23 protein-coding genes, 1 tRNA gene and 1 other RNA gene are annotated in these 20,920 nt (G+C 64.9%); 19 read left to right on the top strand and 6 right to left on the bottom strand.

What is annotated here, in order from left to right:
• The first annotated feature begins 17 nt into the window (after nt 1–17).
• From ACYVKM_RS10350 to ACYVKM_RS10325, 6 genes are all read left to right on the top strand, one after another.
• A tRNA-Ser gene (locus tag ACYVKM_RS10350) sits at nt 18–107 on the top strand.
• A 105-nt stretch (nt 108–212) separates the two neighbouring features.
• Nucleotides 213–309: signal recognition particle sRNA small type (ffs, locus tag ACYVKM_RS10345), an RNA gene on the top strand.
• 96 nt (nt 310–405) lie between these two features.
• Nucleotides 406–2,100 (top strand): DNA polymerase III subunit gamma/tau, encoded by a 1,695-nt coding sequence (dnaX, locus tag ACYVKM_RS10340; protein ID WP_460877501.1) that lies wholly within the window; start codon nt 406–408, stop codon nt 2,098–2,100.
• Between the two features lie 29 nt (nt 2,101–2,129).
• Entirely contained in the window at nt 2,130–2,453 is a 324-nt protein-coding gene (locus tag ACYVKM_RS10335; RefSeq protein WP_027485554.1) for a YbaB/EbfC family nucleoid-associated protein, read from the top strand.
• Nucleotides 2,454–2,459: 6 nt separating this feature from the next.
• Entirely contained in the window at nt 2,460–3,062 is a 603-nt protein-coding gene (gene recR, locus ACYVKM_RS10330) for a recombination mediator RecR (RefSeq protein WP_460877500.1), read from the top strand.
• A 19-nt stretch (nt 3,063–3,081) separates the two neighbouring features.
• Nucleotides 3,082–3,426 (top strand): histidine triad nucleotide-binding protein, encoded by a 345-nt coding sequence (locus tag ACYVKM_RS10325; RefSeq protein ID WP_460877499.1) that lies wholly within the window; start codon nt 3,082–3,084, stop codon nt 3,424–3,426.
• Between the two features lie 70 nt (nt 3,427–3,496).
• Here the strand turns inward: ACYVKM_RS10325 and ACYVKM_RS10320 are convergent, their stop codons facing one another.
• From ACYVKM_RS10320 to ACYVKM_RS10295, 6 genes are all read right to left on the bottom strand, one after another.
• Nucleotides 3,497–4,090 (bottom strand): Slp family lipoprotein, encoded by a 594-nt coding sequence (locus tag ACYVKM_RS10320; RefSeq protein WP_460877498.1) that lies wholly within the window; start codon nt 4,088–4,090, stop codon nt 3,497–3,499.
• Nucleotides 4,091–4,136: 46 nt separating this feature from the next.
• Nucleotides 4,137–6,110, bottom strand: coding sequence for a transglutaminase TgpA family protein (locus tag ACYVKM_RS10315; RefSeq protein ID WP_460877497.1), 1,974 nt, complete (start codon nt 6,108–6,110; stop codon nt 4,137–4,139).
• Nucleotides 6,107–7,060: a DUF58 domain-containing protein gene (locus tag ACYVKM_RS10310; protein WP_460877496.1), complete on the bottom strand. Its 954-nt coding sequence runs from the start codon at nt 7,058–7,060 to the stop codon at nt 6,107–6,109. The genes ACYVKM_RS10315 and ACYVKM_RS10310 overlap by 4 nt, the downstream gene beginning before the upstream one ends.
• A complete protein-coding gene (locus ACYVKM_RS10305) occupies nt 7,060–8,001 on the bottom strand; it encodes an AAA family ATPase (RefSeq protein ID WP_460877495.1) in 942 nt (313 codons plus the stop codon). Before ACYVKM_RS10305 ends, ACYVKM_RS10310 begins: the two co-directional genes overlap by 1 nt.
• A 66-nt stretch (nt 8,002–8,067) precedes the next feature.
• Nucleotides 8,068–8,667 (bottom strand): Maf family protein, encoded by a 600-nt coding sequence (locus ACYVKM_RS10300; protein WP_460877494.1) that lies wholly within the window; start codon nt 8,665–8,667, stop codon nt 8,068–8,070.
• Nucleotides 8,664–9,119 carry a hypothetical protein gene (locus tag ACYVKM_RS10295; RefSeq protein ID WP_460877493.1) on the bottom strand — a complete coding sequence of 152 codons (456 nt, stop codon included), beginning with the start codon at nt 9,117–9,119 and terminating at the stop codon, nt 8,664–8,666. Before ACYVKM_RS10295 ends, ACYVKM_RS10300 begins: the two co-directional genes overlap by 4 nt.
• A gap of 183 nt (nt 9,120–9,302) precedes the next feature.
• Here ACYVKM_RS10295 and ACYVKM_RS10290 point away from each other — a divergent pair, with 183 nt between their 5' ends.
• From ACYVKM_RS10290 to ACYVKM_RS10230, 13 genes are all read left to right on the top strand, one after another.
• A complete protein-coding gene (locus ACYVKM_RS10290; protein WP_460877819.1) occupies nt 9,303–9,782 on the top strand; it encodes a YceD family protein in 480 nt (159 codons plus the stop codon).
• Between the two features lie 97 nt (nt 9,783–9,879).
• Nucleotides 9,880–10,074, top strand: a complete 195-nt coding sequence (gene rpmF / locus ACYVKM_RS10285; RefSeq protein WP_077441856.1) for a 50S ribosomal protein L32 — start codon at nt 9,880–9,882, stop codon at nt 10,072–10,074.
• 155 nt (nt 10,075–10,229) lie between these two features.
• Nucleotides 10,230–11,204, top strand: coding sequence for a beta-ketoacyl-ACP synthase III (locus tag ACYVKM_RS10280; protein ID WP_460877492.1), 975 nt, complete (start codon nt 10,230–10,232; stop codon nt 11,202–11,204).
• Between the two features lie 143 nt (nt 11,205–11,347).
• The gene (fabD, locus tag ACYVKM_RS10275) at nt 11,348–12,295 is read left to right on the top strand and encodes an ACP S-malonyltransferase (RefSeq protein WP_460877491.1); all 948 of its coding nucleotides are present in this window, start codon (nt 11,348–11,350) and stop codon (nt 12,293–12,295) included.
• 70 nt (nt 12,296–12,365) lie between these two features.
• Nucleotides 12,366–13,109 (top strand): 3-oxoacyl-ACP reductase FabG, encoded by a 744-nt coding sequence (fabG, locus tag ACYVKM_RS10270; protein WP_460877490.1) that lies wholly within the window; start codon nt 12,366–12,368, stop codon nt 13,107–13,109.
• A 198-nt stretch (nt 13,110–13,307) separates the two neighbouring features.
• Nucleotides 13,308–13,547, top strand: coding sequence for an acyl carrier protein (gene acpP / locus ACYVKM_RS10265; RefSeq protein ID WP_007805185.1), 240 nt, complete (start codon nt 13,308–13,310; stop codon nt 13,545–13,547).
• A gap of 238 nt (nt 13,548–13,785) precedes the next feature.
• Nucleotides 13,786–15,024 (top strand): beta-ketoacyl-ACP synthase II, encoded by a 1,239-nt coding sequence (gene fabF, locus ACYVKM_RS10260; protein ID WP_460877489.1) that lies wholly within the window; start codon nt 13,786–13,788, stop codon nt 15,022–15,024.
• 2 nt (nt 15,025–15,026) lie between these two features.
• Entirely contained in the window at nt 15,027–16,373 is a 1,347-nt protein-coding gene (locus ACYVKM_RS10255) for an aminodeoxychorismate synthase component I (RefSeq protein ID WP_460877488.1), read from the top strand.
• Entirely contained in the window at nt 16,373–17,200 is an 828-nt protein-coding gene (gene pabC / locus ACYVKM_RS10250) for an aminodeoxychorismate lyase (RefSeq protein WP_460877487.1), read from the top strand. Before ACYVKM_RS10255 ends, pabC begins: the two co-directional genes overlap by 1 nt.
• The gene (mltG, locus tag ACYVKM_RS10245) at nt 17,197–18,234 is read left to right on the top strand and encodes an endolytic transglycosylase MltG (RefSeq protein WP_460877486.1); all 1,038 of its coding nucleotides are present in this window, start codon (nt 17,197–17,199) and stop codon (nt 18,232–18,234) included. The genes pabC and mltG overlap by 4 nt, the downstream gene beginning before the upstream one ends.
• Nucleotides 18,231–18,884 carry a dTMP kinase gene (tmk, locus tag ACYVKM_RS10240; RefSeq protein ID WP_460877485.1) on the top strand — a complete coding sequence of 218 codons (654 nt, stop codon included), beginning with the start codon at nt 18,231–18,233 and terminating at the stop codon, nt 18,882–18,884. The genes mltG and tmk overlap by 4 nt, the downstream gene beginning before the upstream one ends.
• The gene (holB, locus tag ACYVKM_RS10235) at nt 18,881–19,816 is read left to right on the top strand and encodes a DNA polymerase III subunit delta' (protein WP_460877484.1); all 936 of its coding nucleotides are present in this window, start codon (nt 18,881–18,883) and stop codon (nt 19,814–19,816) included. Before tmk ends, holB begins: the two co-directional genes overlap by 4 nt.
• A 59-nt stretch (nt 19,817–19,875) precedes the next feature.
• Complete coding sequence (locus tag ACYVKM_RS10230; RefSeq protein WP_460877483.1) at nt 19,876–20,787, top strand: PIG-L deacetylase family protein; 912 nt, start codon at nt 19,876–19,878, stop codon at nt 20,785–20,787.
• The last annotated feature ends 133 nt before the right edge of the window (nt 20,788–20,920 follow it).

Here is a 20,920-nt window from a genome sequence, read left to right as displayed (position 1 = left end):
GGCGGTTTCACCCATGCGGAGAGGTGTCCGAGTGGTTGAAGGAGCACGCCTGGAAAGTGTGTATACGGTAAAACGTATCGCGGGTTCGAATCCCGCTCTCTCCGCCAGTGAGTGAAACCGTGCGAGTGCCTTCGAGTTCTCGCTACATGAAATGCTGCGACAGCTATCCGCGCTGTCGTGGCAGGGCTAGCAGCCCACGTCTATGGTGGCCCCGTCGGTCCCCCCGCGACGATAGTTCGCAAACTCCGCCAGGTCCGGAAGGAAGCAACGGTAGCGAATGATTCGGGTGCCGGGGTGTGGCTGGCGGGGCCGCCGCCTTTCCGGGCCACGAACATTCCACGCCCGCTTTACTGACTTAGCTTCCGCTACTTGGCACAATCGACGTTCGCCCCAAGGTAGTCAGGCATGTCTTATCAGGTACTCGCCCGCAAGTGGCGCCCGCGCAAGTTCGCCGAACTGGTTGGGCAGGAGCATGTGGTACGCGCGCTCACCAATGCGCTCGAGACCGGGCGCATGCATCATGCCTACCTGTTCACCGGCACTCGCGGTGTCGGCAAGACCACGATTGCGCGCATCTTCGCCAAATCGCTGAACTGCGAGCGCGGACAGTCGGCCGATCCCTGTGGCGAGTGCTCGGTGTGCACGGCAGTGGACGAGGGTCGTTTCGTCGACCTGCTGGAGATCGATGCGGCCAGCAATACCGGCGTGGACGACGTGCGCGAGGTGATCGAGAACGCGCAGTACGCTCCTTCGCGTGGCCGCTTCAAGGTGTACCTGGTCGATGAGGTGCACATGCTGTCGAAGAACGCGTTCAACGCGTTGCTGAAGACATTGGAAGAACCGCCGCCGCACGTGAAGTTCCTGCTCGCCACTACCGATCCGCAGAAGCTGCCGGTGACGGTGTTGTCGCGCTGTTTGAAGTTCAACCTGAAGCGCTTGCTGCCGGAGCAGATCTCCGGCCAGATGCGACACATCCTCGGCGCGGAGAACATCGCCTACGAGGACAGCGCCATCGGCGAGCTGGCGCGTGCGGCGGATGGTTCGCTGCGCGACGGCCTGTCGCTGCTCGACCAGGCGATCGCCTACGGCGGCGGCACATTGCATGCTGACGATGTGCGCACCATGCTCGGCAGTGTCGCGCGTGGTCAGGTGCTGGGCGTACTCGATGCGCTGGCCGCCGGCGACGGCGAGCGGCTGCTGGCCGAGTGCACGCAGATCGCTTCGTATTCGCCGGATTTCGGCGGCGTACTGGATGACCTTGCAAGCGTGCTGCATCGCCTGCAATTGATTCAGCTGATCCCGGGCTACCAGCCGGAGGAAGGCAGCGACGACGACAACGCGCTGGTTGGCCTGGCCGAGCGGATGACGCCGGAAGACGTGCAGCTCTACTACCAGATCGCCACCTCCGGACGGCGTGATCTGGTGCTGGCACCGGATGCGCGTACCGGTTTCGAAATGGCGTTGTTGCGCATGCTGGCGTTTCGGCCGGGGGATGGTGCGCCGGCAGTTCGTGCCGAAAGGCCTGCCGTCGCCAGCACCCCGATGCCACCGGCAACATCACCACGATCGAGTGCGGCAGCGCCTGCGCGCCCTGCCGCCGTGGCCGAGAGCCGGCAGGATTCCCCGCCACCGCCACGTGTGGAGCCGGCAGCACGCCCGGAACCGGCGGCGACTGCCGTGACGGCTCCGATGGCGAGGGATGCCAATGGCCTGCCGAACTGGGAGGCCTTGATCGAGCGGGCCGGTTTGCGTGGCCCGTTCGGCCTGCTGGCTCAGAACGCGGTATTGCGCGAACGCGATGGTCAGACCCTGGTGCTGGCGCTGCAGCCCGCCCACATGACCCTGGCGGTGGAGCCGATGGTCAGCCAGATGGAGGAACGCATCGGGCAGGTGTTGGGCGAACGCATCCGTCTGCGCTTTGTCAGCAACAGCAAGGATGCGACGGCCACACAGACACCGGCGGCGCGTGCCGCCCAGGCGCGCGATGCGGCTCAGGTAGCCGCCGAGCAGGCGATCGAGGGTGATCCGCTGGTGCAATCGCTGAAGCGCGAATTCGGGGCGCGCGTGGTGCCGCAATCCATCAAGCCCGTGGAACGTTGAACTTTTGTAGTTGAATTCGGAGCAGTGTGATGAGAGGACAGATCGGTCAGCTGATGCAGCAGGCCCAGCGCATGCAGGAAGACATGAAGCGTGCGCAGGAAGAAATCGCCAAGCTGGAAGTCACCGGCAGCGCCGGCGGCGGTCTGGTCAGCGTGGTGATGACGGGCGCACATGAAGTACGTCGGGTGCAGATCGACCGGCAGACGTTTGCGGATGATCCGGAAATGGCCGAGGACCTGGTCGCCGCCGCTATCAACGATGCGGTGAACAAGGTGGCCGAGGTCAGCAAGAACAAGCTCGGCGGCGTCACCGCCGGGATGAACTTGCCGGCCGGCTTCAAGATGCCGTTCTGATTGATCGTGAGCAACGGGTCCAACCTCCTCGCTGATTTGATCGAAGCCCTGCGCTGCCTGCCCGGCGTGGGCGGCAAGAGTGCGCAGCGGATGGCCTTCCATCTGCTGGAGCGCGAGCGCGAGCGTGGTTTGAAACTGGCGGCTGTGCTGGAGCAGGCGATGCAGCGCATCGGCCACTGCAGCCAGTGCCGCAACTTCAGCGAGGATCCGCTGTGCGCACTCTGCGCCAGCAGCAGTCGCGACCGGCAGGTGCTGTGCGTGGTGGAATCGCCGACCGACCTGGCGGCGATCGAGCAGGCCACCGGCTATCGCGGCCAGTACTTCGTGCTGATGGGGCGCCTGTCGCCGCTGGATGGACTGGGGCCGGAGGAACTGGGGCTGGCGCAGCTCGCCCAGCGACTGGGCGAGGGCGAAATCGAGGAGCTGATCATCGCCACCAATCCCACGGTCGAGGGAGAGGCCACGGCGCATTATCTGGCGCAGCTGGCGCGTGCCGGCGGCGTGCGACCGACCCGACTGGCGCATGGCGTACCGTTGGGCGGCGAGCTGGAATACGTCGACCGCAGCACACTGGCACATGCGTTCGGCGGGCGGCAGCTGCTGGACTGACCATACGGAGCAAGCGGGCATGAGCGACACCATCTTCAGCAAGATCATCCGCCGCGAGATACCGGCCGACATCGTCTACGAAAACGACGAAGTGCTGGCGTTTCGCGATCTGAATCCGCAAGCGCCGGTGCATGTGCTGTTTATTCCCAAGCGACCGCTGGCGACGCTCAATGACGCGACTGTCAGCGACGCTGGACTGCTGAGCGGACTGTTGCTGGCTTGCGCCGACTATGCAAAGCAGGAAGGCTTTGCCGAGAAGGGCTACCGCACGGTGATCAACTGCAACGAGGACGGTGGGCAGACCGTGTTCCACCTGCATGTGCATCTGCTGGCCGGGCGTCGCCTGCACTGGCCGCCAGGTTGAGCACAATCGCCACGATGTGCGGATAGCGAACAAGAGAACGCCGGCTTGATGCCGGCGTTCCTGTCTGCGCTTACTTGCCTGGCGGCGGCGGTGGCGGCCGCACCACGATCACCCGCGGACCACCGTAGTATCCCGGGCCACCCCAGCCCCACGGTCCGCCCCAGTACGGGCCGAAGCCCGGTCCCCAGAACGGGTCGTAGTAACCCGGCGGATAGGCTGCATAGACAGGACGTTTCGGCCACAGATAGACCACATCGGCTTCGACGCGCGGATAGGCGTAGTCGTAATCACCCACCTTCTGCGACACCGCACCGTGCAGCGTGCCGGTCACGGTCAGCTCGCGTCCCCGGGTGAAGACCTCGGGATCATAGAAGCCGGCGCGGCAGGCGACGAAGCGTCCCTGGTTCTCGCCGGCGTTGCCTCCTTCCGGGCGCGCCTGACTGTCCAGCGTACGCGACAGCAGGTAGAAGCAGGTTTCCTGCTGACCCGGTTCGGTCTTGATGATCTCGCCACCCCAGCGCACACGGGTACCGCCAGCGCCACCTTGCTGCGCACTTGCAGTGGAGACATTCGCATAGTTGCCCTGAAGCGGTTGAGGGATCGTTGCGCAGCCGCCCAGCACGGCGATGGCTGCGGCGAGGGTGAGGGGACGGTAGAGGGACATGGCAGCTTCTCCATAGGGACGGTGGCGTGCGCCACCGTGTCGACTTTCATTTGACCACGCCGGCGACCCGAAAATCCCGAACCGCGTGTCGAAATTCACGCAACAATTCAGGAGGCGGTTCGTCATGGGCATAACGCAGTTCCAGGTAATACCTCATCAACAGGTCGAGTTCACCGCGCTGCCCCGGTAATGCGCGGGCAGCACGGCTCAGATAATGCCGCGGGCCTTCGCTGGGCCGGCGCACGACACCCTTGCGTGCCAGCTTTCGCTCCAGCTCGCGCAGCGCGACGCGCAACGGATCGCGCACCTGCCGCCGCAGCAACGCCCATCCCAGGCCGATCGCCATGAACAGCATGCTGCAGATGGCAAGCAGCGCACCCAGCGCTTTCGTGTCGGCATCATGAATACCGAACGGAGTCAGCAGGCCGCGCTGGCGCAGGGCATCAAAACCGATAACGCCTTGCCCCCACCAGCGGTTGACGACGTCCCAATGATTGCGCAGCGATCGCAGCCAGCCGTTGTCGTACCACGGCAACTGCCCATCCGCTGCGGCCGCCGCACCCAGACTCACGCGCTGTGGCCGTACGGCGCCGGTGGGGTCGATACGGATCCAGCCGCGGCCGGCCAGCCACACCTCGCTCCAGGCATGGGCGTCGGAATAACGCACCAGCAAGTAACCGCCCAGCTTGTTCCAGTAGCCGCCCTGATAACCGGTGACTACCCGTGCCGGAATGCCGGCGGCGCGCATCAGGACCGTGAACGCCGAGGAATACTGTTCGCAGAAGCCTTCATGGGTGTCGAACAGGAAATCGTCCATCGCGTCGCGGCCGAGCGGTGCCGGTGACAAGGTGTAGCGGAAGCCGCCGTCGTGAAACAGCCCCAGTGCGACTTGCACGATCGCGGCATCGTCGCTGCCGTAACGCTGGCGCCACTCGCGCCCAAGCGCGAGGGTGCGCGGGTTGAAACGGGCAGGCAGGGACAGGCCGAGGCTGCGCTCCCGCTGGTCGAGTTCCGGCTGCAAACGGTATTGAACGGCTGAGCTTGCCGCATAGGTGAGCGGATCGTTGACCGGCTTGTCGGCCATGACCACGCGGTCCTGGCGCATGCTTGCACCGGTCGGTGCATCGATCGGTACATCCAGCATCGGCAGCACATGCCGGTGCGTCGGCTCCATGCTGATCTGGTATCCGGTGCCGCGGATAACCTGCAGTTCGGCCGGCGCACGGTGGGCGATATCGACGTAAGTCCAGCGGGAACCGTCGTAAATCCACATCACATAGGCACGAAAATAGCGCAGGTCCGGCGGCGGCGGTGCGCCATCGAAACCCACCCGCATCGCGGGGTGGTCGTCGGTCAGCAGATTGGTGAAATCGCCCGGCGACATGCTGTCGCTCAGCCCGGTACGGGCCTCTCCGGACGAAGGTGCACCCCACAAGGGCGAACTCAGTCGTGGCACCAGCAGGAACGCCAGCAGCGCCAGCGGCAATGCCGCCATCAGCAGGCCCAGGCCCGGCAGCAAGGACCCGCGCAGCGTAGTGGGTGCCTGCGCCGGTTCCAGTGTCCGCAACGTTGCCAAGGCCGGCAGCAGACCGAGCGCCACGACTACGGTGGCGACCATGCCCTGGTCGAACAGCAGTGCGGTCATCAGTGCAAAGCAGGCGAAGCTGATGCCGACGCGGACATCGCGGGTGGACTCGGTTTCCAGCAGTTTCAGGATCAACAGGCCGACGGCAAGCGCCGCTCCCGGCTCGCGGCCGAAGATGTTGCCGTACTGGGCGATCACCGCCAGCGTCAGCAGTACCAGCAGTGGCAGCTTGAGCCAGCGCGGTACACGGTGGATGTGCTGGCGCCGCTGCCACCAGCGCCAGCCCAGCGTCAGGGCCAGGGCAACATCCAGCCACCATGGCAGGTGCGCGGCGTGCAGGCCCAGCACGAAGGCCATGGTCAGGCTCAGCAGATCGAATGTACGAGTGTCGATGGATGATTCGGCGCGAGTACGGTGCGGGGTTGCCGACGTCATGGCAGTTGCGCCAGGGCGCTCATGCAGCGCGCATAGTGCAGCGGACCGCTGCCGCTGGCGATCTCGTTGCCCGGCAGCCACAGACTGTAGTGGCGCCGCTTGGCCTGCGCCTCGCCCAGCCAGCGGGCCAGTCGGGAAATGCGGGTTTCATTGTCCAGCCCGGCCAGCTGGCGCCAGTCCAGCTGCCATTGCGGGCGGCTTTGCGGTTGCTCGAAATCCTTCACCAGCAAGTTGATGTGGCGTGCGCTGGCTTTCCAGGCGATGTGCCGCTGCGGGTCGCCGGCACGATAATCGCGCAGCGCGGCGAGTTCGTCGCCCCGGTGCAAACGCATGTGACGTGAGTCATCTGCGGTAGCGTGTGGTGGCGGGCCACCGGTTTCCGGTCGCGGCCATACCAGCACCGATTGCTCGGGATGCAGCCAGCTCCATGCGCGGAACAGACCCAGTGGCCACGTGCTCCACAACCGCAGTCGCGGCAGCGGTTGCCAGCCGCGCTTAAGCGTTGGCAGGGTCAACTTCACCTTGGCCGACCCGCTTTCATCGATGGCGAAAGCCGTGGAACTGTGCCCCAGGTCGGCACGGATCGCATTGCGGCTGCGCTGCGAGTCGAAGCTCAGGGTGAGCTCCATCGGCTGGCCGGCCATCGCATGGCCTGCACGAACGTGACTCAGTCGCAGGCCGTCGAGGCTGCGGAACGCCACCAGCATGCTGGCCGCACTGGCTGCACCGAGCAGGCAGGTGAGCAGCAACGCGGCATTGTTGGAATAGTTCAGCGCGCCGATCATCATCACCAGCAGCAGCACCGAAAAGCCGATCCCGAAACCGGTCGGCACGATATAGATGCGCCGCCGGTGCAGTTCGATGGGCAGGCTTTCGAGGCGTCGATAGCGGGTGAGCGCAGGCAGTCGGCGTTCGGCCCAGGTCTGCACGCGCTGCAGAATGTCGCGCATCAATCCACCGCCACCTCGGCCAGCAGTTGCCGCGCCAGCGTATCGCCGCTGGCACCGCGCGCCGACAGCAGGCGATGGGCGGCCAGTGGCACGAACAACGCCTGGATGTCTTCCGGCAGGACATGCGTGCGGTTGCTGAGCAGGGCCCATGCACGCGCCGCGCTCAGCAAGGCGAGTCCGGCACGCGGCGACAGGCCCACGCGGATTTCGGGATGCCGGCGGCTGGCGGCAAGCAGAGCCTGCAGATAATCGAGCAGGGCGGTGCTGGCGGTGATCGCCTGCGCCTGCCGGTGCAGTGCGAGCAGGGCGGCGCCATCGAGTTGCGGCATCAGCTGGGCCAGCAGGTCGCGCCGGTCGCTGCCGGTGAGCAGGGCCCGCTCGGCCGTCGCGTCGGGATAGTCCAGCGACAGTCGCAGCATGAAGCGGTCGAGCTGCGAGTCGGGCAGCGGGAAGGTGCCATTGAGATCGAGCGGATTCTGCGTGGCGACGACGAAGAATGGCTGTGCCAGCGCGTGTGTCTGGCCGTCCACCGTCACCTGGTGTTCGGCCATCGCCTCCAGCAGGGCACTCTGTGTTTTCGGACTGGCACGATTGATCTCGTCGGCCAGCAGCAGGCCGGTGAAGATCGGGCCGGGATGGAAACGGAACTGGCCGGTTTCGCGTTCGTACACGCTGACCCCGATGATGTCCGACGGCAGCAGATCGCTGGTGAACTGCACACGCTGGAAATCGAGTGCGAAGCTGGCTGCCAGCGCATGGGCGAGCGTGGTCTTGCCCACGCCCGGCACGTCTTCCAGCAGCAGATGGCCGCCGGCAATCAGGCAGGTGAATGCCAGTTTCACCTGGCGCGGCTTGCCCAGCAGAACCTGGTTGACCTGGGCCATTGCGGCGTCCAGACGTTGCTGCAAACCTTCATCGCGTAGCGGGGTGATGGCGGCCATGATTCCTTCGGGGCAAGGCAGGTTGAGAGCTTGAGGCAGTGTAGCGACTGTCAGGCGTGGACGAGCCTATGGCAACGTGACCCCTGCCTCACGCAGCAGTCGTGCCAGCGCAATCAGCGGCAAGCCGATCAGTGCGCTGGGATCGCGATTGTCGATCGATTCGAACAGACTGATGCCGAGGCTCTCGCACTTGAAACTGCCGGCGCAGTCGAGCGGTTGTTCGTGCTCGATATAACGCGTGATTTCTGCCGGGTTCAATTCACGAAAACATACACGGGTGTGGTCGACATGCGTATGCCGGCGGCCATCGCGGGTGTCGAGCAGGCATAGCGCGGTGTGGAAGTGCACCTCGCGACCGGAGCTTGCCGTGAGCTGGGCATGGGCGCGTTCGGCGGTTCCGGGCTTGTCGAGGATCCGGCCATCGAGTTCGGCAACCTGGTCGGAGCCGATCACCAGGGCGTCATGCAGCCCGCTGGCGGCGGCTTCAGCCTTGGCGATCGCCAACCGCAATGCGCGTGCGGCCGGGGTCTCGCCAACCAGCGCGGTTTCATCGGTGCCGGGTGCGCGCTGCTCGAAATCCGCTGTCAGCCGGCGCATGAGTTCGGCGCGGTAGCGCGAAGTGGAGCCCAGTACCAGCCGGGGTGTCGTCGATGCTGGCAGGGTCATGTATCGGATTCACGTCGTATATGTTCGCGCATGGCGCTGTTCAGGTCGCTCTGGGCCTGGGTGAGTGCCTGCAACAGCGGTTGCAGGCGATCACGCGTGCTGCGCATGGAGGTGACAGCCTCATCCAGTTCGTGCTGGCTGGCCTGCGGGGAGCGGTCGCGAATCCACAGGCGTTGCTGCAGCAGGGCACGCAGGCCACCGTCGATGGCATGCCGGGCATCCTGTTCGCTGGCAGCGGGCAGGTCGGGGTTGAGCGACATCACCGCATGTGCCTGCTGCAGGCCGGATCGGCAGGTCTTGAGATCCGTCTCCAGCCGGTCGGCCAGATCCAGCAGGTTCTGCAGGCTGTGGCTGCGCCGCGCCTGGCGTCGACGCATGAGCAGGGCCCAGACGGCGCCGGCAAGCAGCAGCAACAGCAGCACGGCGAAGCCGAGCGTCGAATAGGCATTCACAATGTCAGCTCAGGCAATGAAGGGATTCAGTCTGCCGCATCGGGGCCGGATCAGGCAAAATAAGCCCTTCCAGCGGCTGTTTCATGGCCTGGGGAGGCGGTACCAGTTGACTTGGGGCGGCTTCAAACCTAATATTTCGCGATTATGTCCGTGACACTGCCAGAGTCCGTGGACGCTTGGCGCATGGTCTCGGCGCGGCGTTCGTTCGAGGGAACGCTGCCCATTGCAGCCATGTCACGCCTGTGCGATGCACTGGCAGATGCCAATGGGGTGGCGCAGTTCGAGCTGGATTTCGGGCGCGACAGCATGGGCACGGACTATCTCGACGTTCGCGCGCAGGCTTCGCTCACGCTGGTCTGTCAACGCACGCTGGAACCGTTTGTACTGCCGGTGGTGGTGAACACCCGGCTTGGCTTGATCAAACTGGAGCGCGATGAGGCTGGCTTGCCGCCTGACTGCGAACCGCTGCTGGTGGCCGAGGATGGCCGGTTGAATCCGGCGGATGTCATCGAAGACGAATTGCTGTTGGCGCTGCCGCTGATTCCGGTCAATCCGGACAGCAGCCTGCCCGACGAAGTGACAGGCCATGAGCCGGAACAGGATTCCACCGGTGAAGGGCGCTCCGAAAATCCGTTCGCGGTGTTGCGCGAACTGAAGAAGTAAACGCCTGAAGTAAAAGTAGATCCGGCTCAATCGATCCGGATCATGTCGACTTAAGAACATCTAGTCTCAATCATCAAGTTTCAGCTGGAGAACTACCATGGCAGTTGCCAAGAGCCGCCGTACCCCGTCCACCCGCGGCATGCGTCGTTCGCACGACGCGCTGAAGACCGTGCAGCTGTCCACCGATCCGACCAGTGGCGAAGTGCATCTGCGCCACCACGTCACCAAGGATGGTTACTACCGCGGCAAGAAAGTGATCGAAACCAAGGGCGCGGTGTCGGTCGAGGATTGATCGGTTCCGCGGAATCCCCCGGATTCCCGCGATACGATCATGCAAGCGGCGCGGCGACGCGCCGTTTTGCGTTTATGTACGCCGGAACGTAACGTGGCGGTGTTGTGCCGCCGACTACGGCGTTCGATCCTCTGATTTCGTCGATGGATAGCTGAATGTCCCAGATCTACACCCGCATCATCGCCACTGGCAGCGCACTGCCCGAACGTGTGGTCACCAACGCCGATCTGGAAAAGATCGTCGACACCAGCGACGAGTGGATCCATACCCGTACGGGTATCCGCCAGCGCCATATCGCTGCCGACGGCGAGACCACGGGTGATCTGGCCTTCCTTGCCGCGCAGCGTGCGCTCGAAGCAGCCGGTGTCAAGGCGTCCGAACTTGATCTGATCGTGCTCGGCACCACCACGCCGGACATCATCTTCCCGTCCACCGCTTGCCTGGTTCAGCACCGGCTCGGCGCCAACGGTTGTGCAGCATTCGACGTCAACGCAGCTTGCTCCGGCTTCGTCTATGCGCTGGGCATCGCCGACAAGTTCATCAGGAGCGGACAGTCGAAGAAGGTGCTGGTGATCGGCGCCGAGACGCTGACCCGGATGGTCGACTGGACCGAGCGCGAAAGCTGCGTGCTGTTCGGTGATGGTGCCGGCGCCGTGGTGCTGGAGGCTTCCAGCGAGCCGGGCATCTATGCCACCTGCCTGCATGCCGACGGCGGCTTCAAGCATTTGCTTTACAACCCGGTGGGTGTCTCGGTCGGTTTCAAGGATGAGCCCAACCACGGCGTGCGCATCAAGATGTCCGGCCGCGAAGTATTCAAGGTTGCCGTGAAGACGCTCGATTCGCTGGTCGATGAAACCCTGCAGGCTGCCGGTATGGTCGAGTCGGATATCGACTGGCTGATTCCGCATCAAGCGAATCTGCGGATCATCGAAGCGACCGCCAAGCGGCTGAAGATGTCGATGGACCGGGTCATCGTCACGGTCGACAAGCATGCCAATACCTCGTCCGGTTCGGTACCGCTGGCGCTCGACTATGCGGTGCGCTCGGGCAAGGTGCAGCGCGGCCAGAACCTGCTGCTGGAAGCGTTTGGCGGCGGCTTTACCTGGGCATCGGCGCTGCTGCGCTACTGAGGCAGGCGCTGTCCGACTGATGGTTCGATGCCGCCTGCTGGGCGGCATCGTGTTTTGGCAGTCGGCGCGAGTCATGAATACAGCTGCGTATGGCTGCTGATGCTGGCACCATGGCGGTTTTCGTTGATGGAATTCACGCATCCATGAGTTCAGCTTCTACTTCGCTCGCTTTCGTTTTCCCTGGGCAGGGCTCGCAGTCGGTCGGCATGCTGGCTGAGCTTGCTGCTGCGCATGCCGAGGTGCGCTCGACTTTCGACGAGGCTTCGCAAGGGGCTGGCCTCGATCTGTGGGAGCTGAGCGAGCAGGGACCCGAGGACCAGCTCAACCGTACCGAGAACACCCAACCTGCGCTGCTCGCTGCCAGCGTGGCGACATGGCGGGTGTGGCAGAAGCTGGGCGGTGCGCTGCCGGCCCGGTTGTCCGGCCACAGCCTTGGCGAGTACAGCGCGCTGGTCTGTGCCGATGCACTGTCGCTGCATGATGCGGCGGCGCTGGTGGCCGAGCGTGGTCGACTGATGCAGGCAGCGGTGCCGGCAGGCGTCGGTGCGATGGCGGCGATCCTCGGGGGCGACGACGCGCAGATTGCCGCGGTGTGTGAAGAGGTGGCGCGGGGGCAGGTGGTGTCGCCGGCCAACTTCAATTCGCCTGGCCAGCTGGTGATCGCCGGCAATGCCGAGGCGGTGGACCGTGCGCTGGCACGGCTTGCCGAGCTGGGCGTGAAGAAGGCGATCAAGCTGGCTGTCTCGGTGCCATCGCATTGTGCATTGATGCGCGATGCTGCCGACAAGCTGGGTGAACGCATGGGCTCGATCAGTTGGCAGCTGCCGTCGATCCCAGTGGTGCAGAACGCCGAGGCGCGCAGTTACGGCACGGTGGATGAAATCCGCGGCGCCCTGCAGCGCCAGCTGTACCTGCCGGTGCGTTGGACCGAATGCGTGCAGGCGCTGGCTGCTGGTGGTGCCGCGCGTATCGCCGAATGCGGTCCGGGCAAGGTGCTGACCGGCCTGATCAAGCGCATCGACAAGACCATCGAAGCCCGCGCGATCGGTGCGCCGGCTGAACTGGATGCCGCACGCGTCGAGTGGGTGTAAGTACACTCGTGATTTTTCATGGCCGGGTCCGCGGGCTCGAGCCATCCTGATTTCCCCAAGGAACCCACAGATGAGCAACCCACTGCAAGGTGAAATTGCCCTCGTCACCGGCGCCAGTCGCGGTATCGGCGCGGCCATTGCCGACGAACTGGCGTCGATGGGCGCCACCGTAATCGGCACGGCGACCAGCGAGAGCGGTGCAGCCGCGATCGGCGACCGGCTGTCGGTACATGGCGGTCATGGCCGCGTGCTGAACGTCACCGACAGTGCGGCAGTCGATGCGTTGGTCGACGCCATCGCGAAGGAATTCGGCGCAGTCTCGATTCTCGTGAACAACGCCGGCATCACGCGTGACCAGCTGCTGATGCGCATGCGCGAGGAAGACTGGAACGTCATCCTCGATACCAATCTCAGCTCGGTCTACCGCACTTCCAAGGCGGTGATGCGCGGCATGATGAAGGCGCGCAAGGGCCGCATCATCTCGATCGCCTCGGTGATCGGGCTCACGGGCAATCCGGGTCAGGCGAATTATGCGGCGGCGAAGGCCGGCATCATCGCGTTCTCCAAGTCGCTGGCGCGCGAGATCGGCACCCGTGGCATCACCGTCAACGTGGTGGCGCCGGGCTTCATCGACACCGACATGACGCGCGCCCTGCCCGAAGAATCGAAGCAGGCACTGCTCGGTCAGATCGCGCTGGGTCGGCTCGGCGAAGTGGCGGATATCGCCAAGGCGGTCGGGTTTCTGGCCTCGCCGGCAGCGGCCTACATCACGGGCGAGACCTTGCACGTCAACGGCGGCATGTATATGCCGTAAGGCCTGCGGAGGTAATTGTCGCCAGCGGACTCGTTTTAGGCGACAATCGCGCTTTCGCGCTGGCTTAGCGGGGGCTGCGCCCTGGTATCACCGGCGGATCGTGGCGGCCAGGCGGTTTAGCCACTACAATGCCGCCGGCCTTTTGCAGGCATTGCGCCGGCACAGACAAACATTTACTCCTTGAGAGGTATGGGCAACATGAGCACCATCGAAGAGCGCGTCAAGAAAATCGTCATCGAGCAGTTGGGCGTGAAGGAAGATGAAGTCACGGCGAACGCTTCGTTCGTGGACGATCTGGGCGCAGATTCGCTGGACACGGTGGAACTGGTGATGGCGCTCGAGGAAGAGTTCGAGACCGAGATTCCCGACGAAGATGCCGAGAAGATCACCACCGTGCAGCAGGCCGTTGATTACATCAAGGCCCACTCCAAGGATTGATTTGGTAAGCCATTGATCGCTGTGCGCCTGACTGGCCTGCACTCTGCGAGCCAGTCGATCCATACAGCGATACCGAATGCTGCGCCTTCTTGGCGCAGTTTTCGTTTCTGCATTTTGTAACGTCCGACCCCGTATGGTGCGCAGAATGCATCCCCGTCGAGGCGGGTGACGTATCTACGATCCGTGCTGCAAGGCATCGGCCTGCGGCGGGTTTACGGAATCACGAAGGAAGATCAGCATGAGCAAGCGACGTGTGGTAGTGACCGGCATGGGCATCATCTCGCCGGTCGGCAACGAACTCGCCACCGCCTGGGAGCGTGTCCTCAAGGGCGTCAGCGGGATCGGCCCGGTTACCCATTTCGATACCTCCGCATATTCCACGCGCATCGCCGGCCAGGTCAGCGGCTTCGATCCGTCGCAATGGATGCCGCTGAAAGACGTCAAGAAAATGGACCCGTTCATCCACTACGGCGTGGCGGCAGGTACCCAGGCGTTGCGTGATTCCGGGCTGGAAGTGACCGAGGCGAATGCGCCACGCATCGGTGTCGCGGTCGGCGCCGGCATCGGCGGTCTGTACACGATCGAAGCGACCACGCTGGAGCTGGAGGCGAAGGGCCCGCGTCGTGTCTCGCCGTTCTACGTGCCCAGCTCGATCATCAACATGGTGTCGGGCCAGCTGTCGATCATGTTTGGCCTGAAGGGGCCGAACATTGCCTGTGTCACCGCCTGCACCACCGGCGCGCACAACATCGGCCTGGCTGCGCGAATGATCCAGTACGGGGACGCGGATGCGATGATCGCCGGCGGCGCCGAGTTCGCCACCACCGGCACGGCGATGGCCGGCTTCTGCTCGGCCAAGGCGATGTCCACCCGCAACGATGAGCCGACCAGGGCGAGTCGCCCGTGGGACAAGGATCGTGACGGTTTCGTGCTGTCCGACGGTGCGGGCGTGCTGATGCTGGAAGAATACGAGCACGCCAAGGCGCGCGGCGCGAGGATCTATGCCGAGCTGGTCGGCTTCGGCATGAGCGGCGATGCGTTCCACATGACTGCGCCGAGCGAGGGCGGCGAAGGTGCGGCACGCTGCATGCAGACCGCGTTGAACGATGCAGGCCTCAACCCGGCCGATGTGCAGTACGTCAATGCGCATGGCACGTCCACGCCGCTGGGTGATCTGGGCGAGGTGATGGCGGCGAAGAAGGTCTTCGGCGACCACGCTTACAAACTAGCGATGAGCTCGACCAAGTCGACCACCGGACATTTGCTCGGTGCAGCCGGTGGCGTCGAGGCGATCTTCAGCATCCTGGCGCTGCGCGACCAGGTGCTACCGCCCACGATCAATCTGGACGAACCGGGCGAAGGCTGCGATCTGGACTTCGTGCCGCATACCGCACGCGAAGCGAAGGTCGACGCGGTGATCTCCAACTCGTTCGGTTTCGGCGGCACCAACGGCACGTTGGCCTTTCGCCGCGTCTGAGCGTGACCTGCCATCGTCGAGTTCTCGGCGGCCGGCGCGACCTGCTCGCGCCGGCCGCTGCCTTTCCGGATCGCTATCCGTGCCTGCTGGAAAGTGTCGTGCGGGGTACCGCGCAATCGCGCTACGACATCCTGTTTGCGTTTCCGCACGAGCGGCTCACGCTGCACGCCGACGGTCGTCTGTGCGATGACGCGGGGGAGATGCATGCAGGGCGTTTTCTCGATGCGCTGGATGCCGCCTGGCAGGCCGAGCGGTTGCCGCACGAGGACGATGAGTTGCCGTTTCACGGTGGCTGGGTCCTGCTGCTGGCATACGAACTGGCCGGGGAGATCGAGCCGAAACTGAAGCTGCGACCGCCGCCGTCATTGCCGTTGGCATTGGCCGTGCGCTGCCCGGCCGCGGTGATCGTCGACCATGCCCGGAATTGCACGATCGTGCTTGCCGAGGACGGTCACGAGGATCTGCTCGATGCACTGGAGTCCGATCTCACGGCGGCACCGCTGATTGCGTCCTTGCCTGAGCCCATCGCCTGGGAAGAGGACTCGCCGCAACGCTTCCTCGACGGTGTGGAGCGCATCCACGAACACCTGCATGCCGGCGACATCTTCCAGGTGAACCTGTCGCGGGCCTGGCGTGCACGTTATGCGCAGTCACCGGCACCGGCGTCGCTGTATGCGGTGCTGCGCGAGGCCAACCCGGCACCGTTCGCCGGTCTGCTGCAACAGCCGGCATGGGCGGTGGCGAGTTCCTCGCCCGAACGCCTGGTCGAAGTGCGCCGCGGTGTAGCACAGACACGACCGATCGCCGGTACGCGACCACGGCTGCAGGGTGACAACGAGCTGGCGCGTATCCGTGAATTGAGCGCGCATCCGAAGGAACGCGCCGAGCATGTGATGCTGATCGACCTGGAGCGCAACGACCTTGGTCGTGTCTGCGTGCCGGGTACGGTCGAGGTCGACGAACTGATGGTGGTGGAGAGTTACGCCCACGTTCACCACATTGTCTCCAATGTACGAGGCCGTCTGAGCGCCGAGGTGACTCCTGGTGAAGTCATTGCCGCCACGTTTCCCGGTGGCACCATCACCGGTTGTCCCAAGGTGCGCTGCATGGAAATCATTGCCGCGCTGGAGGACGCGCCGCGTGGCGCCTATACCGGTGCGCTGGGTTATCTCGACCGCAACGGTGATCTCGACTTGAACATCCTGATCCGCACCCTGACCCTGGCCGGCGACGAAGTGAGCCTGCGTGCGGGCGCGGGTATCGTCGCCGATTCGGTGGCGGAGCTTGAGCTGGATGAAACCCGTGCCAAGGCCCGTGGTCTGTTGCGCGCACTCGGAGTGCCCGACTGATGAGCACGCGGATGCTGATCAACGGCGCACCGGCTGACAAGGTTCCGGCGCTGGATCGGGGCCTGGCCTATGGCGATGGCCTGTTCGAAAGCATCCGTTTCGTTGCCGGTGTGGCACCCTTGTGGACACGGCATATGCAGCGTCTCACCGAAAGCTGCGAACGTTTGCGGATACCGGCGCCCGACACTGAGCAATTGCGGAGCGAGGCGGCGACAGTCAGCCACGGCATGCCGCAGTCGGTGGTGCGTATCACCGTGACGCGCGGTATCGGCGAGCGCGGTTACGCTTTGCCGGTACCACCGCAGCCGATGCGCGTGGTGGCTGCCTTTGTACCCCCGCCCGTTGCAAGCGAGGCCTACGCGCATGGTGTGCACCTGCGCGTCTGTGCGACCCGGCTGGCGGAGCAACCGCTGCTGGCCGGCATGAAACACCTGAACCGGCTGGAACAGGTGCTGGCTCGCGCCGAATGGGACGATCCGTCGATCGCCGATGGCGTGCTGTGCGACAGCCACGGTTGTGTTGTTTCGACGACCATGGCCAACCTGTTTGCCGTCGTCGACGGCGTGCTGCTGACGCCGGCGCTGGATCGCTGCGGTGTCGCTGGCGTGGCCCGTGCCGAAGTGCTGGCGACGTACCCGCAGGTGCGGGTTGGCGAGCTGACGCTGGATACCCTGTCCGGCGCCAGCGAGGTCTTTCTCAGTTCGAGCGTACGCGGCATCCTGCCGGTATGTTCGCTGGTTGAACGGATATATGCGCCGGGCCCGATCGCCCGTCGCCTGCAACAACATTGGCACAATCTCGGGTTTCCGATGGAGCAGGGCGGATGAGTCATCAATCGATGCGTGGACGCGCACGGTCAGGGATGCTGGTACTGGTCGCGCTGCTGGCGCTGGCCGGCGCGCTGATCTATGGCTGGAACGATTTCAACCGTTTCAGCGGCAGCCCGCTGCATGTCACCGCGCCGGGCGAGAGCATCGATATCGGTCGCGGTACCAGCTTCAGGAACATCGTCGGCGAACTGCAGCAGCGAAAACTGAGCACGGCCAACCCGTTGTACTGGCGATTGCTGGCCGAGCAGATGCATGTGGCTGGCAGACTGCATGCCGGCGAGTACGCGCTGGAAGCCGGCATCACCCCGCGCCAGCTGCTTGCCAACATGGCTGCGGGCAAGGTGCTGCAACGCAACTTCACCATTGTTGACGGCTGGACCTTCAGCGAGCTGCGCCAGGCGCTGGCGAAGGCCGACAAGCTCAATCACGACAGCGCCAACCTGGACGATGCGACGATCATGCAGAGGATCGGCGCTCCCGGCGAGGCGCCGGAGGGCCGATTCCTGCCGGAGACCTACGCCTATGTGAAGGGCGACAGTGACCTGGACATCCTCAAGCGCGCGCATGCCGACATGGTCAAGACGCTCACGGCGCTGTGGGCGGGACGCGACAAGGATCTGCCGCTGGCCACGCCCTATGACGCGCTGATCCTGGCCTCGATCGTGGAAAAGGAAACCGGCCGGGCCGATGAGCGTGCGCGGATTGCCGGTGTGTTCGTGCGGCGCCTCGAGAGTCACATGCTGCTGCAGACCGACCCCAGCGTGATCTACGGCATGGGTGCCAGCTATGCCGGCAACATCCACAAGAGCGACCTCACCACCGACACGCCCTACAACACCTACACCCGTCCGGGCCTGCCGCCGACGCCGATCGCGTTGCCAGGCAAGCCGGCGCTGGTGGCAGCACTGCATCCGGCAGCCGGTACCGAGCTCTATTTCGTCGCCCGCGGCGATGGCGGGCATGTGTTCGCCAGTACGCTGGAAGAACACAATCGCAACGTCGACTGCTATCAGCGGAAGCATTGCCAATGAGTGCATCGCAAACCAGTTGTGCACGCGGGAAATTCATCAGCCTCGAAGGCGGCGAGGGAGCCGGCAAGAGCACCTTGCTGACCGGATTGCGCGAAGCCATCGAACAGCACGGTATCGCGCTGGTGCAGACACGCGAGCCCGGTGGCACGCGGGCGGGCGAGGCGGTGCGCGCGATCGTGCTCGATCAGGCGCATCGCGACCTCGCTGCAGAGACCGAGTTGCTGCTGATGTTTGCCTCGCGCGCGCAACTGGTTCGCGAAGTGATCGAGCCGGCACTGCGCGCCGGTCAATGGGTGTTGTGCGATCGCTTTGCCGATGCCAGCTATGCCTACCAGGGTGGTGGCCGCGGTCAGCCGACATCGCGCATTGCCGAGCTGGAGCGCTGGGCTTGCGATGGCATCCGACCCGATTTGACCCTGTTGCTCGATCTGCCGGTGGCGACCGGGCGCGCGCGTGCGGCTGGCCGTGGCGATGCCGACCGCATCGAAGTCGAAGCCGACAGTTTCTTCGAGCGCGTGCGGGCAGCCTACCGCGAGCGCGCGGCTGCCGAGCCGGAGCGTTTCCGCACGATCGACGCCAGCCAGTCGCCCGCGGCGGTGCTGCAGGTGGCGCTGGCCGCCATGACCCATCTGTTCGAGGCAGCCGCATGAACGTCATGCCATGGCATGCGGAACACTGGACGCGGTTGCAGACGCGCCGCCAGCGCGACGCGCTGCCGCATGCGCTGCTGTTTTGCGGGCCGGCCGGTCTCGGCAAGCGCGCGTTCGCCCAGCGTTTCGTGCAGGGCCTGCTGTGCGAGCGGCCAGTCGACGGCGAGGCCTGCGGCGATTGCCGCAGCTGCCTGCTGGTCGTGGCGGGCACGCATCCGGACGTGATCGGGCTGAGTTTCGGCCTGCGCAAGGATGGTGTGCAGCGTAGCGAGATCGTGGTCGAGCAGATCCGCGAGCTGTCGGCGCGGCTGGCCATGCGCAGCCAGTTTGGTGGCTGGCAGGTGGCGACGATCGACCCGGCCGACGCGATGAATACGGCCGCCGCCAACGCGTTGCTGAAGACGCTGGAGGAGCCCTCCGCACAGACCATGCTGATCCTGCTCGCCGATACGCCGTGGCGATTGCCGCAGACCATCCGCAGCCGCTGCCAGCGGGTCGAATTTCAACTACCGGCCACCACGCAGACATTGGCATGGTTGCAGGCCGAAGGCGTACGTGATGCTGCAGCGGCGCTCGCCGCCGCAGGCGGCAACCCCGGCTTGGCGCGGGCCTGGGCGCAGCAAGGTGCGCTGGAGCGGCGGCTCGAGGTGCGCAAGGATCTGGCTGCGCTGGCGGCCGGCCGCGGCCAGCCCACGGAAATGGTCAAGCGCTGGCTGGACAGCGAGCCGGCACAACGGCTGTGGTTTGCCGCGCAGGCTACGGCCGACGAGATCAAGGCACGGGCGACCCAAGGTACCGGGCCGCTGGCCAGTGCGATGGATGTCGAGGCGCTGGGTCACTGGTACAACGCCGTGAATCGCGCCCGCGAGAGTCTGCGCGGCCCGTTGCGCGGCGACCTGCTGTTGCTGGAACTACTGGCGCAGTGGCGTTGACCGGAACCGTCGTACACGCATTACCGGCCACGGCAACGCCCGAACTGCCGGGTTTTTCCATGCAGACTCGCCTGCTGGTGGTGGCGCCACACCCTGACGACGAGACCATCGCCACCGGCCTGCTGATCCAGCAGGTGCGTGCGGCCGGTGGTGAGGTCCGGATCCTGTTGCTGACCGGCGGCGACAACAATCCCTGGCCGCAACGCTGGCTGGAGCGGCGTGTGCGGATCGGCGATGTCGACCGGCGGCGCTGGGGACAGCGCCGCCATGCGGAAATGCAGCAGGCGCTGCAGAGGCTCGGCCTGCCGGCGTCGGCGCTGGAAAGCATGGGCTGGCCGGACATGGGCCTCACCGGCTGTCTGCTGCAGTCAGACGGTACGGCAGTGTCATTGCTGACTGCGGCAATCAGCCGGTTCCGACCCAGCCTGATCGCGTTGCCCTCGATCCACGATCGTCATCCGGATCATGGTGCCGCGCATGTGCTGGTCCGGCTGGCGTTGGCGGGACAGTCCGATCCGCCGCAACTGCTGACTTATCTGGTGCACGGTCAAGTCCGGGACACCGGATTCGTCGAGCTCGGCAGTCCGCCCGGGCAGGCAGCAATCAAGCAGATGGCCTTGGCAGCGCATGGCAGCCAGATGGCCTTGAGCGGTCGCCGCATGCGTCGTCTGGCGGCGCGCCCCGAGCGTTATGCCGCACCGGCACCATCATCGCCGGTCCTGCCGTGGCAGCCACCCTTATGGCTGCGGCCATGGTTGCGCTTGAGCCTGGTCAGCGCGACGGGCACACGGAGCTGGTGCTGGCATGACGCGCCGCTGTGGCGTGACTCTCGTGGCGATTATCGGGTATCGCCATCGCACGACATGGCCGGCCAGCCGCAATTTGCCAGGCTGGCATCGACCCTGCCTTCGGTGTGGATCTTCGATCACTGGGGCTGGTGCGAACTGCAGGGCAACCCGTCACCGTCATGATGACGGCCTTGCATAGGTCGATTGACAGGGCTAGCTTGGCGGGAAGGGGAATCAGGGGCAGCGGAGTGATGGCCGAACATCGCGGCACGGCAGCGTAGTTGCCCTCGATGCCTGGGTCGTCATCAAAGCCGGC

The sequence above is a fragment of the Rhodanobacter koreensis genome (genome assembly GCF_054782855.1).
This window is presented reverse-complemented; position numbering and strand designations above follow the sequence as displayed.

Bases quoted from the DNA above. Each gene is read 5' to 3' on its own strand.
- fabG (WP_460877490.1), top strand. From the start codon at position 12,366: ATGAGCAACCCACTGCAAGGTGAAATTGCCCTCGTCACCGGCGCCAGT.
- pabC (WP_460877487.1), top strand. From the start codon at position 16,373: ATGAGCACGCGGATGCTGATCAACGGCGCACCGGCTGACAAGGTTCCG.
- ACYVKM_RS10305 (WP_460877495.1), bottom strand. From the start codon at position 8,001: ATGGCCGCCATCACCCCGCTACGCGATGAAGGTTTGCAGCAACGTCTG.
- ACYVKM_RS10310 (WP_460877496.1), bottom strand. From the start codon at position 7,060: ATGCGCGACATTCTGCAGCGCGTGCAGACCTGGGCCGAACGCCGACTG.
- ACYVKM_RS10315 (WP_460877497.1), bottom strand. From the start codon at position 6,110: ATGACGTCGGCAACCCCGCACCGTACTCGCGCCGAATCATCCATCGAC.
- fabF (WP_460877489.1), top strand. From the start codon at position 13,786: ATGAGCAAGCGACGTGTGGTAGTGACCGGCATGGGCATCATCTCGCCG.
- ACYVKM_RS10335 (WP_027485554.1), top strand. From the start codon at position 2,130: ATGAGAGGACAGATCGGTCAGCTGATGCAGCAGGCCCAGCGCATGCAG.
- rpmF (WP_077441856.1), top strand. From the start codon at position 9,880: ATGGCAGTTGCCAAGAGCCGCCGTACCCCGTCCACCCGCGGCATGCGT.
- fabD (WP_460877491.1), top strand. From the start codon at position 11,348: ATGAGTTCAGCTTCTACTTCGCTCGCTTTCGTTTTCCCTGGGCAGGGC.
- ACYVKM_RS10325 (WP_460877499.1), top strand. From the start codon at position 3,082: ATGAGCGACACCATCTTCAGCAAGATCATCCGCCGCGAGATACCGGCC.
- dnaX (WP_460877501.1), top strand. From the start codon at position 406: ATGTCTTATCAGGTACTCGCCCGCAAGTGGCGCCCGCGCAAGTTCGCC.
- ACYVKM_RS10300 (WP_460877494.1), bottom strand. From the start codon at position 8,667: ATGACCCTGCCAGCATCGACGACACCCCGGCTGGTACTGGGCTCCACT.
- ACYVKM_RS10290 (WP_460877819.1), top strand. From the start codon at position 9,303: ATGGTCTCGGCGCGGCGTTCGTTCGAGGGAACGCTGCCCATTGCAGCC.
- ACYVKM_RS10280 (WP_460877492.1), top strand. From the start codon at position 10,230: ATGTCCCAGATCTACACCCGCATCATCGCCACTGGCAGCGCACTGCCC.
- acpP (WP_007805185.1), top strand. From the start codon at position 13,308: ATGAGCACCATCGAAGAGCGCGTCAAGAAAATCGTCATCGAGCAGTTG.
- holB (WP_460877484.1), top strand. From the start codon at position 18,881: ATGAACGTCATGCCATGGCATGCGGAACACTGGACGCGGTTGCAGACG.
- ACYVKM_RS10230 (WP_460877483.1), top strand. From the start codon at position 19,876: ATGCAGACTCGCCTGCTGGTGGTGGCGCCACACCCTGACGACGAGACC.
- mltG (WP_460877486.1), top strand. From the start codon at position 17,197: ATGAGTCATCAATCGATGCGTGGACGCGCACGGTCAGGGATGCTGGTA.
- ACYVKM_RS10320 (WP_460877498.1), bottom strand. From the start codon at position 4,090: ATGTCCCTCTACCGTCCCCTCACCCTCGCCGCAGCCATCGCCGTGCTG.
- tmk (WP_460877485.1), top strand. From the start codon at position 18,231: ATGAGTGCATCGCAAACCAGTTGTGCACGCGGGAAATTCATCAGCCTC.